Below are 16,342 nucleotides of genomic sequence, written 5' to 3'. Positions count from 1 at the left end.
AAAGGCTAACGAGAAGTTAGCCTTTTTTATTGTTGAATAATTGATAATTTATTTCGTAATACTAGTATTACTTAATTTTGCACTGATTTCACGCAGCAACTTCACTTCCTCTGTTGGCTCTTCTACTGCTTCTTCTATAACTTCCTCTACTTCTTCAGCACGGCGCATTTTATTAACACCTCTAACCATCATAAAGATGATGAAAGCTAAGATTAGAAAGTTAATAAGTACGGTAATAAAACTACCGTAAGCCAATACAGGTACACCTGCTTCTTTAAGCGCATCATAAGTCATAGCAATACCATCAGGTGCATCGCCTAAAACTAAGAACATATTCTCAAAATTAATCTCGCCACCAAAAATAAAAGCGACAATCGGCATAATAATATCATCTACCAAAGATTTTGTGATGGTGGCAAAAGCCCCGCCGATGATGACACCGACTGCCAAATCCATCACGTTACCTTTGACAGCGAACTCTTTAAACTCTGAAACCATACTCATTGTTTTTTCCTCAAAATTTATCTATAAACAAATAGATATTTATATAATTAGTGTCACATCTAGCTTTTATGCTGACAATTGAATACATTAATGCCACTATTCATTCTGTCTGTATTTTTTCAAGATTACAACACAAAAAAAAGCAGTATAAAGTGAACCACTAATAGTTCACCTTATACTGCTCATTTTTGAATCACTCAGTGCCCGTAGAAACTACTGACACTAAGTGTTCGCGTCAAACATCAATATTATGAATTACTAAGTAACTCACTGATTGATATTAAGCACCTTTCTTACCACGGCCATGACGCTTACGCTCACTTTCAGTCAAGTAGCGCTTACGAATACGTACCGCTTTTGGCGTTACTTCGACTAGCTCATCGTCTTGAATAAATTCAAGCGCTTGCTCAAGAGTGAATTTCACTGCTGGCGTCAACGTCAATGCTTCGTCAGTACCACTAGCACGTACGTTGGTTAGCTGTTTAGCAGTCGTTGGGTTAACAGTCATATCATCGTTACGAGAGTTAAGACCAACAATCATACCTTCATAAACTTCAAGCTGTGGCTCAGCAAACAACTTACCACGTTTCTGTAGGTTAAATAGAGCAAAACCTAGGCAAGTACCATTTGCCATAGAAACCAATACGCCGTTAGAACGACCACCAACATCACCGATCTTCTGTGGACCGTAATGTGAGAAGCTCGAGGTCATGATACCACTACCTGAAGTCAGGGTTAGGAACTCAGAACGGAAACCGATCAAGCCACGCGCTGGTATGGTCGCCTCGATACGCATACGGCCTTTACCGTCCAACTCCATATTAGTCATCTCGCCTTTGCGTAGACCAACTTGCTCCATGATAGAACCTTGATGCTCTTCTTCGATATCGAAGACAACGTTTTCATACGGCTCTTGTAGCTTACCATCAACTTCTTTAACGATAACTTCTGGGCCAGAAACACCTAGCTCAAAACCTTCACGGCGCATGTTTTCGATAAGTACTGATAAATGAAGCTCACCACGGCCTGATACTTTAAATTTGTCAGGAGACTCAGTGTCTTCTACACGCAATGCTACGTTGTGAATCAATTCACGCTCAAGACGCTCACGAATGTTACGTGAAGTCACAAACTTACCTTCACGACCAGCAAATGGTGAATTGTTTACTTGGAAGTTCATAGATACTGTAGGTTGATCTACCGTTAATGCTGGTAGTGCTTCAACGTTGTTAGGATCACAAATAGTATCAGAGATGTTTAGCGCATCGATACCTGTGATACAAACGATATCACCGGCTTGTGCATCTTCAACGTCAATACGGTCAAGACCATGGTAGCCCATGATTTTTAAGATACGGCCGTTACGCGTTTTGCCATGCTTATCAATAACAGTTACTGGCGTGTTAAGTTTAACTTTACCACGCTGAATACGGCCAATACCGATTACACCAACAAAGCTGTTGTAGTCAAGGCTTGAGATTTGCATACGGAACGGAGCGTCAGCATCAACCTGTGGAGGCTGAACAACGTCAACGATAGTTTTGAACAATGGGGTCATGTCGTCAGCTAAATCATCTGCTTCTAGACCTGCGATACCATTCAATGCTGAAGCATAAACAACTGGGAAATCAAGCTGCTCATCGTTTGCACCCAGGTTGTCAAACAAATCAAAGATTTGATCCATTACCCAGTCAGGACGTGAGCCAGGACGATCGATTTTGTTAATAACAACGATCGGCTTTAGACCTTGTTCGAATGCTTTTTGCGTCACAAAACGAGTCTGAGGCATTGGGCCATCAACAGCGTCAACAACCAAAAGTACGCAGTCAACCATAGACATTACACGCTCAACTTCACCACCGAAATCGGCGTGACCTGGGGTGTCAACAATGTTGATACGGTATTCAGTTTCTGAAGTTTTATCTGTCCAGCGGATAGCTGTGTTTTTAGCCAAAATGGTAATACCACGTTCTTGCTCAATATCACCTGAGTCCATTGCACGCTCAGCAATGTTTGCACGGTCGCCAAAAGTACCAGACTGATGTAATAACTTATCAACCAAAGTTGTCTTACCGTGGTCAACGTGGGCAATAATTGCAATGTTACGCAGGTGTTTGATATCGTTCGCCATATAAAATGCTCGTTTCGTCTTAAAAAAATGCAGTAGCAGTAAGCGCTGCTGAATAAACTTTCATCATCAATCAGATAGATATTGAGTCTAAGATGATGCAAAAAAGAATGCTATCAAATAAAAAAGTTCAATACAATCAAATATCTATACTGACGAATTCATCATACAGATTGCTATGCTAATGTACATACTGTTAATTTACAGAATGTTTGGGTGGCTAGTATAACATTATTGATTCATAAATTTATGTAATAACTCACTTTTCTCAATACATAAATAAAAAAAAGCCACCCATTGGGTGGCTTTTTTTGTAACTGTATATTTAACTATACGGTTATTTTGCTAATACTTACTGAACAACCATATCTTTAGTTTGTTCAACAGTCATTGTTTTGTCACCAGTGATGATGGCATAAACACGACGGTTCATAGCACGACCTTCTTCAGTGTCGTTTGAAGCGATTGGGTTGTCATAACCATAGCCTACAGTTGATAGACGGTTTGGAGCAATACCGAATTCGTTAGTTAGCATAGATTTAACAGCAACGGCACGAGCTTCAGATAGACGTTGGTTATAACGTGCTGAAGGACCAGTCTTAGAAGCATGACCTTCTACACGAGCGGTAGAGTTAGGATACTCACGCATCTTCTCTGCTACTTTAGCGATTTCTGGCTTGTACTGGTTTTTGATAGCTGACTTGTCGTTATCAAAGAATACACGTAGTTCCATTTTCAGTTCGTCAGTAATGTCTACTGGTACTGGGCAACCGCGCTCATCAACTACTACGTTCATTGGAGTGCCTGGGCATGCATCGATGCTATCAGGTACACCATCACCGTCAGAATCAAGATCAGCTTCAACAACAACTACTGGAGTGTTATCAACTACTGGCTCTTGCATAGGTGGTACTGCTACTGTAGGTGCTAGATGGCCACCTAGTACTACTTCTAGACCGGCCAAAGCCATGCCTTCCCACCAGTTGTTGTCAAAGTTATGAATCGCACGAGCTTCACCACGTAGGCTTAGCGCGTCATTAATGCGATACATAGCACCTAGACCTAGGTTACCGATAGTATCTGTAGAGTTTGCAACTCTGTCACCAGCACGATTTTCAATGTCAAGCTTTGAACGGCCCGCACCAACTAATACATAAGGCTTCAATGCATTATCAGTGTAACCAGTAAATTCTTCAGTACCAATCAAGAAGTTACCAGAAATCATTTCTTGCTCTGCATCAAAAGAATCAGAACCATCTTGGCCAATAGCATCAGTATTTGAAACACCATATTCTACTTGAAACTGAGTAGAAGGAGTAAGCTCGATACCTAGCGCAGCGCCAGTATATAAACCATCTTCTTTATAAAAGCTATTATCATCCTGATTGCTTTGTAATAATTCAGCTTGATCATCATCAGCACCTTCACTGTAATGATAACCTAGTAATAATGGGCTGATAGTAACACCAGCGTTAGCTGCTAAAGGAGCCGCTGTTACAGCGAACAGAGCTAGAGCGATTTTATTCAATTTCATGGACTTCCTCCAAAGGATAATTTTAGTGATGCATTAAGCAAAACCGATTCTCAAGACGTACTAAGATAGACATCTCTTACGCATTTTAAGTTACAAAGCAAAACCAATTAAGGAGTAGCTTAGCGATTATTAATTCAGTTTACAACTTTTTTCGTTAACGAGCTACACATTATTACACGATAATGTTGTAACTAAAACACAATAAACAGTCTAAGTTACCCAGAACTAACACACCTTACGCTTCTTATCTTTTACACATCAGTTTGCGATAGATGAATAGTCTATTGATAGCTATTTTCTTGAAGCATTTTATTACAATTAGAATTTTTTCTCTATTGCTAATGTCATTCTTTCACTAATTGAAACATTTTTTGACAGTCGCTATATATTACATATATATTGTAAAAAACCAATATTCTTCTGAAAATCAAGTAATTATCAATTGCATCTTTCTCATATACAGTTAAGTCAGAGAAGGTTTAAAGAATTTGGACAATTGGTGTGCTTGAAAGATAGTTGATACAAGGATGTATGAGACGTTGTTTTTTACTTGAATGACAAATAGCTATAGGATGTAGCGCTTTATGAACTTATTTAATGAGGTACTGGCCAGTTATAGAAGAATATTCATTTTTACCTTTTGTTTGCCTATTTGCAGAAAAAGCAGGTATGGGATTGATAATTTCTTAGCTATTGCATCTAGGTTATTCAATAAACTATTGAAGTTAGTCAGTTATAGGAAATCATCCCTTCAGAACAATAATATTCTCAGTGCTAAGCAGTCAAACGGCTTTACTCTCGTTGAGCTAACTTTGACGACAATGGTATTGGGGATTATCGCAGCTATTGCAGCGCCAAGTATCTTAACGCACTTAGCACGAATGGAGGCGCAACGGGTCAAGCATCAGTTAGAGAACACTTTATCCTTAGCAAAGGCCGAAAGTTATATAAGTCGACAGGATGTCTTAGTTTGTTTATCGAATGATGCACAGCAATGTCATAGGAACAGTGATAAAACGCTTCTACTATTCGTAGATAAAAACAACAACAAGCATTTTGATCCTCAAGTAGACACCTTATTAACTCAGCAATCTTTAGACCTGAAATATAGTACGGTGAAATTAAGAGTTGGCGGTAGGCGTCACTATACTAAATTTTGGGGTGATAGCGGCAGACCTCGAGGACACTTCGGTCATATAAAATACTGCCCTACCTCTTCTTATAACAAGTCAATGTACCAAATCTCTTTCAACCAATCCGGTATCGTCAAACATAAACTTAACGTAGACCATCCTACGAAATGTAATGGGTAATAGATGCCGTATATGCAAACCTATTTATGCATGGCCTCTTTCATCATTATCACTGCACTCTCTAATCCTACAAATACGGCATCTGCAATAAGTGCATGACCAATATTTAACTCATATATACCATCAATCTTTGCAATGGCATTAACATTGTCACACGTTAAACCATGACCTGCGTTGATAAGCAATTTATCGTCTAGGCTCTGTGCTGTAGCTACTGCATGTTCAATTCTTTTAAGTTCAGCCAACTGTGCGTCAGTATCATTTGCTAAGCCTGCTTCGGCATAAGCACCAGTATGCAATTCTATCGCGTCTGCACCACACTCTATCGCGGCTGCAATCTGCTTGTCATCAGGATCAATGAATAAGGAAACCTTAATATTAGAGTCTTGTAGCTTATGAACATACTCTTTTAGAGACGTGACTTGCCCTGCAACATCAAGACCACCTTCTGTCGTTAACTCTGCACGCTTTTCAGGTACTAGACATACCCAAAAAGGTTTAACTTCGCAGGCAATTGCAAGCATCTCATCCGTTGCTGCCATCTCTAGGTTCATTCTCGTCGACAACTGGCCTGCCATTTCATAAACATCCGCATCTTGTATATGACGACGATCTTCACGTAGATGTATAGTGATACCGTCTGCCCCTGCCTTTTCGCACAGTAATGCAGCAGCCAAAGGACTTGGATAACTTACACCGCGCGCTTGACGCAATGTTGCCACGTGATCAATATTCACGCCTAACAAAGGTTTTTTTGAATTGTTTTCAGATGAGGTAGATACAGAGATACTCATAAAAAATCCTTCGGGCAATTAAGCCTAACTTATATAGTTTATAATACGATGATAGTTGAGAATGCAGTTATTGATAACGTTGCTGCTGCTGCCATAACAGACGGCTTTGTAGTGGCTGATAATCAAGCAAATGATCAATAAGATGTCGATGTAGTTTTGACCAATGGCTCAGCGTTTGCTCAGTAATACCTAAACGTGCCATTTCTATGATATCCGCACCCTTAAAAACAGTCTGTCCAGACTCACTGGCTAAATGCTCAGACTCTTCATTATGTACTAATACAGGGAGCAAACCGACATCCGGTAAAAAGCGGTAAGTACAATCATACTCGATGGGATCTTCAACGTTGTCATGCGTTAACGTTAAAGTGAATCCTAATTCAGTAAATAGATACTGCTCAAACTGACGTAGACAGAGGCGAAGCTCGCTATTATTTAGAGGTTGTTTGAGTTGTTGTAGACTGATTTGATAATGCTGCCACAATACTGGCATTGGGTCTTCAGTAGGTAACAGCCGCCACAGAATTTCGTTTATATATAGTGCGGCATATTGATGTTGACCGCTGATATTGGCGTAAGGTACGGCCTCTAAGACAGCAGGTGTACTATCTTTTTGAACACTGTCTTTTTGAACACTGTCAGCTTGAGTATTATCTTGCGAAGCAATATTAATTTGACTAAAGGTTTTTAGATCACGTTTACCAGTAGCAAAAAGCTGTAACGGCATAAATAGTGGCGCGCCTTTTTTCCCAACACCATGTATCACACCGTGTTGTTGAGAAAAAAGATAATACAAAGCGCGTTTTTCCTGATAAGGACGCTGATGCAATAAATACCCGACGAGCGCTTCATTACGCATTTTTTATTACCTAAATAGCTAAAAGGCAGACAGTGCTTTTGAAGCGTTCGTTCTTAACCGCTATCAATAGCCCAAACTGGTCAACGCACGCTCATCATCAGACCAGCCACGTTTCACTTTAACCCACAAAGTTAACATAATTTTTTTACCGAACAACTGCTCCATATCTTTACGAGCATCCATACCAACTTGTTTGATACGCTGACCTTTGTCACCGATAACGATGGCTTTTTGACCACCGCGTTCAACATAGATAGTCGCATCGATGAAAGTACAAGCTTTGCGTGGACGCCCTGTTTTTGGATCAGTATGTGCAGGTTCGTCTTTAAACTCATCAATCTGTACGGTTAAATCATATGGCACTTCATCACCCGCACTACGCATGATTTTTTCGCGAATGATTTCACTTGCCAAAAATCGCTCAGAACGATCTGTGATTTGTTCTGTATCGTAAATAGGCGCAGCGACTGGTAAATGTGAGGCAATCACTTCTTGCAAACGATCTAAGTTTTGATTTTTTAGTGCAGATACAGGAACGATATCAGCAAAATCGAAACTATCGTTGAAAGTTTCGATAAGTGGTAGCACGCTGCCTTTATCTTTTAGAGTATCTGACTTATTGATAACCAAGACGACCGTTAAATTGGTCTCTCCAAGCTTTTGTAAGGTCAATAAATCATCGTCACGCCATTGATCTGAATCAACAACAAACAGTACTAAATCTACATCTACTAACGCCGATACCGCCGCTTTATTCATACGTTCATTGATAGCACGTACTTCGTTACGGTGAATACCTGGTGTATCAACAAACACCGCTTGCATTTCATGATTTGACAAAATGCCATGAATACGATGACGGGTAGTTTGCGGTTTACGTGAAGTGATAGACAGCTTTTGACCCAACAAGTGGTTCATCAAAGTTGATTTACCAACATTTGGACGTCCAACAATGGCCACATAACCTGCTCTAAAATCATCAGCCATACGAGCATTGCCACTCGGTGCAAAAAATTCTTCAATAGCCATATCATTGTCTAATGCCATATCTTCTGCATCAGTAGCATGAATCTCTTCAGTAACTTCGATATTATTTTGGCTTAAATCAATATCTGTATTTTCACCCGAATTTTGAGTGCTGTCTTCATTGTTTGATGGCAAATCAGTATGATTGCTCATAAGTTAATCCTATAGGGTTTGTGACTAGCCGAACAGTCTTTGATGGTAAATTTATTTAGTCACCATTAAAAACGGGCTAGAAACATTTAAAGTTTTAAAATAAATAATATGTGAGGTAGTTTTAATATATGTTTTGCAAGCTACAACCAATCTAAGCTAATATTCTGCATCTAAAAATGCATTAATAGACATCTGCTATATACGTTTTTTGGCAGAACCTGGCAATTTATGCAATTGGTTAATCATAAGCTCTGCTGCTTTCTGTTCAGCAATACGGCGGCTCTCACCAGATTCAGTAATATCAGGGCAGTTATTGATATTAACATGGCAACGTACAACGAAAATTTGATGCGGTGCATTACCACGCGTTTCCATGAGCTCGTAATTAGGCAAGTCAAACTGTTTAGATTGTAGCCACTCTTGTAACCGACTCTTGGCGTCCTTTAGCGCTTTTTGGTCATTGACATTATCAATCAAATCACCATACCAAGAGAGAACACACTTACGAGTAATATCCATATCCTGACTATCTAAATAGATAGCACCAATCAGAGACTCTACAGCATCGGCCAGTATAGAAGCACGATTGCGACCGCCACCTTTGCGCTCACCTACTCCTAATATAAGATGGTTAGACAGCTCTAAGTTTTGAGCGATAATTACCAACGATTCTTGACGCACCAGTGTTGCACGCATACGCGTTAAGCGCCCTTCATTTTGACTAGGATAACGATGATATAAAGCTTCACCCACAATCATCCCTAACAGTGCATCACCTAAAAACTCTAGGCGCTCATAGTTTTTTTTGCTATCAAATGAGCGATGCGTTAACGCAAGTTTAGGTAGGCTCAAGTCATTAAACTCGTAGCCTAACTTACGCGTTAATACTGCTAACCGCTGAATGAATTCAGAGCTAACAACAAGCGTGTCAACAGACGTACTATTTTTTTGGGAAGTAGAAGCCGCTTGGGAATGGTGCAAAGTTGGTTTCATGCGAGGTTTGTGGTTATCCCTTCTGCTTGACAGATTTAGTTTAATAATATCATTTGATATATTTTATGAAATAATGAATGTGCTATGTCGTACTATTGCGACTTACTCTGCTGTTGCCATTTCGACGTCACCCTCGAAACGGTTAATAATATCAACATTGCTAAAAAAGTTGTTAGTTATTGCATATTCTTTATGAATAGCCAATTGACCTGTTTTTTTATCAGTAAAGATAAATACCTCTTCCGCTTTAGTATCGTAATCTGCGTTAATTGATAACTGTTTGTTGACACGTTCAACGAACTGCTTGGCTGTTTCGTTATTATTATTCGCTTCTTTTAGCTGTGCACTTAATACCTTAGTCAGTTGATAGTCACCAATCTGAGCCGGTACGATGGCTACTGTCAACTTAGTCGCGATACCTAAAAGCATAATAATGAGAACAACATTCGTCACACTGGCGCCGCGCTGCATAGCCAAACCAGATAATTGCTGCATTATGATATCCTTCTAAAGATAAACGACTATTTTGAATAAGTGTATAAATAATAAATAGCTATTAATTATTTAGCAACGATATTAGCATAAAACCATTATCAACAAATCAACCTCTAGACAATCTCATAATCTTAATTAATAGTACCATTACGCTCAAAGGTCGGTAGGTTAAGACCAGGTGGTTTATGCATCCAAATATAAACAGCCTTACCTGCTAGGTTTTCATCCGGAACGAATCCCCAAAATCTACCATCTGCACTGCGATCGCGATTATCACCCATCACAAAATACTGATCTTCTGGCACGTTAATGCGCCACTCAGTACCCTCTGACTCAACCACCTCTGGTGATTGTTGCTGCAAAAATGGCGCGTATTGTGAACTGTTCATGCCGTCTAAATAGCGCACGAGGTGCTTATTGTCACCTTGTACTTCTTCAAAATATTGTGCTGTGTCTTCTTCTTGTTGACCCATTGCAGAAGCACTCTCTTCAGTCAACACTTGCCCTGGACCAATTTGCCCGGGTAAATATAGCTGTGAAGTCAATTCAGCATTTGCCGCGAAATCTACAGACTTAGTCTCAATAGGTACGTCATTGATAGACAGCGTGCCTTGACTATAACTTACGGTATCACCAGGCAAACCGATAACGCGCTTAATATAATAAATGCTCGGGTTTTCAGGGTAGCGAAACACCGCCACATCACCATGCTCAGGTTCACCAGTATCTAGCACCTTATTATAGGTTAACGGCAAGCGCACGCCATATGCATACTTATTGACAGCAATAAAATCACCTGTATATAGCGTCGGTACCATAGACGATGATGGAATATTAAATGGCTCAATTAAAAATGAGCGTACTATCAATACCACTGCTAACACAGGGAAAAAGTCATAAGCCCAGCGAACTAGTAAGCCTTCTTGACCTCGACCACGAGTTTTGCGCTGTTTGAGCGCTAGCTTATCTAACAGCCAAACAATTCCTAGGACTATAGTTAACGGCACTAAAATTAAATTAAAATCAAAATCCATACCAAATTGCCTATTAACGAGCGGCTTATCTAACACCTTTACGATAAGACTCACTACATTTGACTGTTATCTACAATGACTATCTTAGGTTACGTTTAGCGATTAGCTATCAACTTGCAACACAGCTAAGAAGGCTTCTTGTGGAATTTCAACATTACCTACTTGCTTCATACGTTTTTTACCAGCCTTTTGCTTAGACAGTAGCTTTTTCTTACGTGACACATCGCCACCATAGCATTTTGCTAATACGTCTTTACGCATGGCTTTTACCGTACTACGACCAATGATTTGGCTACCGATAGCCGCTTGAATGGCAACATCAAACATTTGACGCGGAATCAGCTCTTTCATCTTCGTAACTAGAGCATTACCACGATAACGTGATTGGGTTTCGTGCACGATCATCGCTAAGGCATCAACTTTATCGCCATTGATTAGTACATCAACTCTCACCAACTTATCGGCTTGATAACGTTCAAAGTTATAATCTAGCGATGCAAAACCACGTGAGACTGACTTTAGGCGATCAAAGAAATCCATGACCACTTCGCCCATTGGGATATCAAATATCAGCTGTACTTGTCGACCCATAAAACGCATATCAACCTGAACGCCACGACGCTCAATACATAGCGTCATTACATTGCCTAAGAATTCTTGCGGTACTAAAATCTGACAGCGGGCAATTGGCTCACGGAACTCTTCAATATTGTTTGGCTCAGGTAGATGTGATGGATTATCTACATAGATTACATCGCCGTTCTTTTTCTCAATTTCGTAAATAACTGAAGGCGCTGTAGTAATCAAATCTAGATCATATTCACGCTCTAGACGCTCTTGGATAATCTCCATGTGCAGCATACCCAAGAAGCCACAGCGGAAACCAAAGCCAAGCGCATCCGACGTATCTGGCTCAAAAAACAGCGAAGCATCGTTAATTTGCAGTTTTTGCAAAGCTTCACGGAATTTTTCAAAATCACTCGAATCCACTGGGAACATACCAGAATAGACTTGTGGCGTGACTTGTTTAAAGCCTGGGATACGATCCACATCAGGGGTCTTAGCATGAGTGATAGTGTCGCCTACTGGCGCTCCGGCAATATCCTTAATACCCGCAATAACAAAGCCGACTTCCCCTGCTTCTAAAACACCCGTATCTACAGGCTTAGGCGTAAAGACACCAATCGAGCCAACCAGATGCGCCTCTTGAGTCGATTTGATGTATAACTTGTCACCTTTACGTATAGTACCTTCACGCACCCGTACCAATGAGACTACGCCCAAATAATTATCGAACCAAGAGTCAATAATTAGTGCTTGCAGTGGTGCTTCACGATCACCAGTTGGTGCCGGAATAAACTCTACTAGCGCTTCTAGCAGCTTATCAACACCCAGACCAGATTTGGCTGATACTCGCGGTGCATCAACGGCATCGATACCGATAATATCTTCAATTTCTTGAATGACGCGCTCAGGCTCAACTTGCGGTAAATCAATCTTATTTAACACCGCCATGACTTCTAAGCCTTGATCAACGGCTGTATAGCAATTGGCCACTGACTGCGCTTCTACGCCTTGAGCGGCATCAACAACCAATAGCGCACCTTCACAAGCTGCTAATGAACGCGAAACTTCATATGAAAAATCGACGTGACCAGGGGTATCAATAAAGTTAAGCTGATAGCGCTCACCATTTGGATGATCATAAAACAGTGTTACTGACTGTGCTTTAATAGTGATACCGCGCTCACGCTCAATATCCATTGAGTCGAGCACCTGCGCCTGCATCTCGCGATCTTGCAAGGCACCGCACATTTGAATAAAACGATCGGCAAGTGTCGACTTACCATGATCAATGTGGGCAATGATTGAAAAGTTACGAATATTGGCTAATGCAGTCACAAAGCGCCTACTAAATTAAGGGTGATAGAATAATAAAACTAAAAAATAGATACTGTCAGATGCAATTGATAACGTGCTTGTACTTCTTTGAAGGTTAACCGTTATAACAAGCCGATCGGGCTAATATTACCGTCTAAAATCCATAGTCAAGCACATTAACTCTTATGCGTAGACATAAAAGAGTATTCTAGCAGTTTTCCACTGCAAAGTAAGGCGATTTTGTTAGAAGAGATGTGACTTGCAGATGAAATGAAAAAAAACTTAATACTTATAGAGAGTGTCTAGTATATCAAGAACTAATATAAAATCTTGAGAAGATTATTTATTCTAGGCAAAAAAAAACCAATCTCGATAGATTGGTTTTTTTAGTACTGCTATATATGGTGGCGATGAAGAGACTTGAACTCTTGACCTCACGATTATGAGTCATGCGCTCTAACCAGCTGAGCTACATCGCCGTTTTAGGCTGCACATTATGCCCAAGCTGTTGACTGCCGTCAACCCCTAATAAGCATTTTTTGCAAAAAAACGAATTTAATTCAGATTAATTGCAACTATTACTACATCAAACAATAAAAAAGGTTTGGTAAACCGATAAGCCGGGTTCTGTCGTGGACGATCATTCCTCTAGGCGTATCATCGCTAATACGCTCAAGCAACCTACCCGCATCGAACGCGGGCCGCGCCATGCCGATGCCTATTTGGTCTTGCTACGCGTGGAGTTTACCATGCCGTGAACTGTTGCCAGCCACGCGGTGCGCTCTTACCACACCCTTTCACCCTTACCGATAATACCCTAAGATACTAAAGGCGGTCTACTCTCTGCTGCACTGGTCGTCAAGTTACCCTGCCCAGCCGTTAGCTGGCACGCTGCCCTATGTAGCCCGGACTTTCCTCCCCTGCTCATCTGTTGCCAGTGTGCAGCGGCGATCGCCTAGTCTACCAAGCGCACTAGTATAGCAAACTTATGACTGCCTGCGAATGTCTTTTGGATTTATTTTTGTGGACAACATAAATAGGCTAAACAAAATTTGCTGGTAGTGTGTCAATATTACCGACCAGATTATCTTTTAGATACGGTATTTGTAGCCAATGCGCTTCGGGATAATGATTGTCCAAATATTCTCGTAGAAACTCAATAGTACTATTTGCGATTTCAGTATCCGTTTGCTCAGCATCATCATGAATATGATTATAAATTATGCTATGTACTATTAATCCTCGCGATTTTATAGCTTCTAAACTCAGCAAAGTGTGATTGATGCTGCCCAATCGACCAGAGGTGACCAAGACAATAGGATAGCCTTGCTCGGCAATATAATCTAATATCAGTAGATTCTCTGTAATGGGCACAAGCAAACCACCTGCACCTTCTAGTAGTACCAGCTCATACTCAGATTGCAGGCGCTTAGTAGCATTGGTAATCATATCAGGATCAAGTGTTTCCCCTAATAATTTAGTAGCCAGATGAGGAGACGCTGGCTTCTTATAACGATGAGTACAAGTCGTAAAATCGAGATCACATGGCTGTAAAGAAATGTCCATAAGTTGACGATGAGTAATGATATCATCAGCAATATTCATCTCACCATTATTTGGATTAATCGATACGCCCGTTTGCACTAACTTTTGAGTAATGACATTTAAGCCTTGCTGCATAAGCGCTTTGGCAAGCAGTCCAGTAGCATAGGTTTTACCAATATCGGTATCGATACCAGAAACAAATAGAACACTCATCGTTGACCTCGATTTTCTAAATACGTACGCACTACTTTTAGCAGTAATTGGCATAAGGTAGTCAGCTCATCATCAGTAATCACGTAGGGTGGCATGATATACACCAGCTTGCCAAATGGTCTGACCCAGATACCATTATCAATCAACAAAGACTGAAATGTAGACATATCGACCGCTTCATGCAACTCAATGACGGAGACTGCACCCAAACAACGTACCTCGGCAACACCGTCTAATAACGCAGCAGGCGCTAACTGCTGTTCCATAATAGTCTGCATGTTTGCGGTACGTGCTTCGATATCATAAGACATAATCAAATCAATCGATGCACACGCAACTGCACAAGCCAGTGGATTGCCCATAAAGGTTGGGCCATGCATCAGCGCCGGATAGTCACTATTATGGATGGTATCGGCAATCTTTCGGGTACATAACGTTGCGGCAAAAGTCATATAGCCACCCGTCAGCGCCTTGCCAATGGTCATGATATCAGGGCTGATGCCAGCATGTTCACATGCAAACAATTTACCACTGCGCCCAAACCCAGTGGCGATTTCATCCGCAACCAATAGTACATCATGCTCATCGCACAGTTGACGCAGCAATTGCAGATATTCAGGACTATAAAAACGCATCCCGCCTGCACCCTGAATAATTGGCTCAATGATAAAACCTGCCAGCTGCTCACCATACTTGAAAAAAAACTGAGCTAATGATTCACGCTCATCTACTGTCAAGGCGCGATCAAAGCCAAGTGGCGGCGCAGGGACGAAATGCTGCATCGGTAATTGCTTGCCATATAGGCTGTGCATACCATTAACAGGATCACAGACACTCATGGCATGCCACGTGTCTCCGTAATACCCTGAATGGGTTGATGCAAATTGTTGCTTGGTTGGACGCTTGGCAGCTACTTGATACTGCAACGTCATTTTTAGTGCCACTTCTACCGCGATACTGCCACTGTCCGCATAAAAAATTGCATCAAGTCCAGCAGGTACAATGTCGAGCAGTTTTTTACCTAAATCTATCGCCGGCTGATGGGTTAACCCACCAAACATGACATGCGCCATTTTACCCAACTGCTTAGTCAGTGCGTCATTCAGTTTTGGATGGTTATAACCATGAACGCTCGCCCACCATGACGACATACCATCGATCAGGCGCGTGCCATCTTCGGTGATGATATAAATACCTTCAGCACGATCGATTACGATATTAGAATAAGTGGGTGGCAGACTAGCATAAGGGTGCCAAAGATGTTGCTGATCGAAGTCATTTACGACTTGGATGGATTGCGTGGTTGTTGTTTGCGTGGTCATCGTGTTGTCCCTAAAACGTTGTAAACCTAAACGTCATCAATCGCTTATAAATACTCTATTGACCCGTAATACGTTTGTATTTAGATAGCAGGTCGCTTTCAGTTTCAACATGATTGGGATCGTGAGGAATACAGTCAACTGGACAAATCACAACGCATTGTGGCTCGTCAAAATGTCCGACACATTCTGTACATAGATCAGGGTCGATGACATAGATATCATCCCCTTCTGAGATGGCTTCATTGGGGCAAGCAGGCTCGCACACATCACAGTTGATGCACTCATCAGTGATTAATAGTGCCATGAACTGTTCCTTATATTTTTACTCGTATTAGGGCTTGTCCCTAATCCAAACGTTTATCACTAAATGGGCTAAAAATGGTTAAATCTTTGACAAACGGCGTCAAATAACTAATCAATATCTCGATATTGTCTGCACTATTTTTCTTGTTTGCCTGCGATTTATCTAATTTTTATCACTATTTTTAAAATAGGGACATGCCCTATTCCTATATGGCTACTCCTTACTGTTTTAGCAAGTGCTAGCA

General features: G+C 40.9%; 14 protein-coding genes, 1 tRNA gene and 1 other RNA gene. 1 reads left to right on the top strand and 15 read right to left on the bottom strand.

Features of this window, described 5'->3' with window-relative positions; translation table 11 throughout:
- Positions 1 to 48: 48 nt before the first annotated feature.
- The 3 genes from mscL to IEE84_RS02030 form a co-directional block, all read right to left on the bottom strand.
- Positions 49 to 504 (bottom strand): large conductance mechanosensitive channel protein MscL, encoded by a 456-nt coding sequence (mscL, locus tag IEE84_RS02040; protein ID WP_191114718.1) that lies wholly within the window; start codon positions 502 to 504, stop codon positions 49 to 51.
- A 280-nt stretch (positions 505 to 784) separates the two neighbouring features.
- Complete coding sequence (gene typA, locus IEE84_RS02035) at positions 785 to 2,635, bottom strand: translational GTPase TypA (protein ID WP_057758402.1); 1,851 nt, start codon at positions 2,633 to 2,635, stop codon at positions 785 to 787.
- A 349-nt stretch (positions 2,636 to 2,984) separates the two neighbouring features.
- The gene (locus tag IEE84_RS02030; protein ID WP_102091525.1) at positions 2,985 to 4,166 is read right to left on the bottom strand and encodes an OmpA family protein; all 1,182 of its coding nucleotides are present in this window, start codon (positions 4,164 to 4,166) and stop codon (positions 2,985 to 2,987) included.
- 584 nt (positions 4,167 to 4,750) lie between these two features.
- On the opposite strand from IEE84_RS02030, the gene IEE84_RS02025 reads away from it, so the two are divergent.
- Complete coding sequence (locus IEE84_RS02025) at positions 4,751 to 5,479, top strand: GspH/FimT family pseudopilin (protein WP_191114717.1); 729 nt, start codon at positions 4,751 to 4,753, stop codon at positions 5,477 to 5,479.
- Positions 5,480 to 5,499: 20 nt separating this feature from the next.
- Here the strand turns inward: IEE84_RS02025 and IEE84_RS02020 are convergent, their stop codons facing one another.
- The 12 genes from IEE84_RS02020 to IEE84_RS01965 all read right to left on the bottom strand — a co-directional run bounded on the left by IEE84_RS02020 (position 5,500) and on the right by IEE84_RS01965 (position 16,098).
- Complete coding sequence (locus IEE84_RS02020) at positions 5,500 to 6,273, bottom strand: pyridoxine 5'-phosphate synthase (protein WP_191114716.1); 774 nt, start codon at positions 6,271 to 6,273, stop codon at positions 5,500 to 5,502.
- A 67-nt stretch (positions 6,274 to 6,340) separates the two neighbouring features.
- Positions 6,341 to 7,132 (bottom strand): DNA repair protein RecO, encoded by a 792-nt coding sequence (gene recO, locus IEE84_RS02015; RefSeq protein ID WP_191114715.1) that lies wholly within the window; start codon positions 7,130 to 7,132, stop codon positions 6,341 to 6,343.
- Positions 7,133 to 7,195: 63 nt separating this feature from the next.
- Positions 7,196 to 8,161 (bottom strand): GTPase Era, encoded by a 966-nt coding sequence (gene era / locus IEE84_RS02010; RefSeq protein ID WP_057762330.1) that lies wholly within the window; start codon positions 8,159 to 8,161, stop codon positions 7,196 to 7,198.
- A 345-nt stretch (positions 8,162 to 8,506) separates the two neighbouring features.
- Positions 8,507 to 9,304, bottom strand: coding sequence for a ribonuclease III (gene rnc, locus IEE84_RS02005; protein ID WP_191114713.1), 798 nt, complete (start codon positions 9,302 to 9,304; stop codon positions 8,507 to 8,509).
- 102 nt (positions 9,305 to 9,406) lie between these two features.
- Positions 9,407 to 9,799, bottom strand: a complete 393-nt coding sequence (locus IEE84_RS02000; RefSeq protein WP_224737850.1) for a DUF4845 domain-containing protein — start codon at positions 9,797 to 9,799, stop codon at positions 9,407 to 9,409.
- 131 nt (positions 9,800 to 9,930) lie between these two features.
- Positions 9,931 to 10,833, bottom strand: a complete 903-nt coding sequence (lepB, locus tag IEE84_RS01995; protein ID WP_191114712.1) for a signal peptidase I — start codon at positions 10,831 to 10,833, stop codon at positions 9,931 to 9,933.
- A 102-nt stretch (positions 10,834 to 10,935) separates the two neighbouring features.
- A complete protein-coding gene (gene lepA, locus IEE84_RS01990; protein ID WP_101204270.1) occupies positions 10,936 to 12,735 on the bottom strand; it encodes a translation elongation factor 4 in 1,800 nt (599 codons plus the stop codon).
- Positions 12,736 to 13,116: 381 nt separating this feature from the next.
- Positions 13,117 to 13,193 (bottom strand) — tRNA-Met (locus tag IEE84_RS01985).
- Between the two features lie 121 nt (positions 13,194 to 13,314).
- An RNA gene (gene rnpB / locus IEE84_RS01980) (RNase P RNA component class A) lies at positions 13,315 to 13,681 on the bottom strand.
- 74 nt (positions 13,682 to 13,755) lie between these two features.
- Positions 13,756 to 14,472 (bottom strand): dethiobiotin synthase, encoded by a 717-nt coding sequence (bioD, locus tag IEE84_RS01975; RefSeq protein WP_191114711.1) that lies wholly within the window; start codon positions 14,470 to 14,472, stop codon positions 13,756 to 13,758.
- On the bottom strand, positions 14,469 to 15,794 hold the full coding sequence (bioA, locus tag IEE84_RS01970) for an adenosylmethionine--8-amino-7-oxononanoate transaminase (protein WP_191114710.1): 1,326 nt from the start codon (positions 15,792 to 15,794) through the stop codon (positions 14,469 to 14,471). The genes bioD and bioA overlap by 4 nt, the downstream gene beginning before the upstream one ends.
- Before the next feature lie 55 nt (positions 15,795 to 15,849).
- Positions 15,850 to 16,098, bottom strand: a complete 249-nt coding sequence (locus tag IEE84_RS01965) for a YfhL family 4Fe-4S dicluster ferredoxin (protein WP_021814308.1) — start codon at positions 16,096 to 16,098, stop codon at positions 15,850 to 15,852.
- Positions 16,099 to 16,342 lie beyond the last annotated feature (244 nt).

Source organism: Psychrobacter sp. 28M-43, assembly GCF_014770435.1.
GTDB lineage: Bacteria > Pseudomonadota > Gammaproteobacteria > Pseudomonadales > Moraxellaceae > Psychrobacter.
This window is presented reverse-complemented; position numbering and strand designations above follow the sequence as displayed.

Bases quoted from the DNA above. Each gene is read 5' to 3' on its own strand.
- era (WP_057762330.1), bottom strand. From the start codon at position 8,161: ATGGCTATTGAAGAATTTTTTGCACCGAGTGGCAATGCTCGTATGGCT.
- rnc (WP_191114713.1), bottom strand. From the start codon at position 9,304: ATGAAACCAACTTTGCACCATTCCCAAGCGGCTTCTACTTCCCAAAAA.
- IEE84_RS01965 (WP_021814308.1), bottom strand. From the start codon at position 16,098: ATGGCACTATTAATCACTGATGAGTGCATCAACTGTGATGTGTGCGAG.
- lepB (WP_191114712.1), bottom strand. From the start codon at position 10,833: ATGGATTTTGATTTTAATTTAATTTTAGTGCCGTTAACTATAGTCCTA.
- mscL (WP_191114718.1), bottom strand. From the start codon at position 504: ATGAGTATGGTTTCAGAGTTTAAAGAGTTCGCTGTCAAAGGTAACGTG.
- bioA (WP_191114710.1), bottom strand. From the start codon at position 15,794: ATGACCACGCAAACAACAACCACGCAATCCATCCAAGTCGTAAATGAC.
- IEE84_RS02025 (WP_191114717.1), top strand. From the start codon at position 4,751: ATGAACTTATTTAATGAGGTACTGGCCAGTTATAGAAGAATATTCATT.
- IEE84_RS02000 (WP_224737850.1), bottom strand. From the start codon at position 9,799: ATGCAGCAATTATCTGGTTTGGCTATGCAGCGCGGCGCCAGTGTGACG.
- recO (WP_191114715.1), bottom strand. From the start codon at position 7,132: ATGCGTAATGAAGCGCTCGTCGGGTATTTATTGCATCAGCGTCCTTAT.
- typA (WP_057758402.1), bottom strand. From the start codon at position 2,635: ATGGCGAACGATATCAAACACCTGCGTAACATTGCAATTATTGCCCAC.
- IEE84_RS02030 (WP_102091525.1), bottom strand. From the start codon at position 4,166: ATGAAATTGAATAAAATCGCTCTAGCTCTGTTCGCTGTAACAGCGGCT.
- bioD (WP_191114711.1), bottom strand. From the start codon at position 14,472: ATGAGTGTTCTATTTGTTTCTGGTATCGATACCGATATTGGTAAAACC.
- IEE84_RS02020 (WP_191114716.1), bottom strand. From the start codon at position 6,273: ATGAGTATCTCTGTATCTACCTCATCTGAAAACAATTCAAAAAAACCT.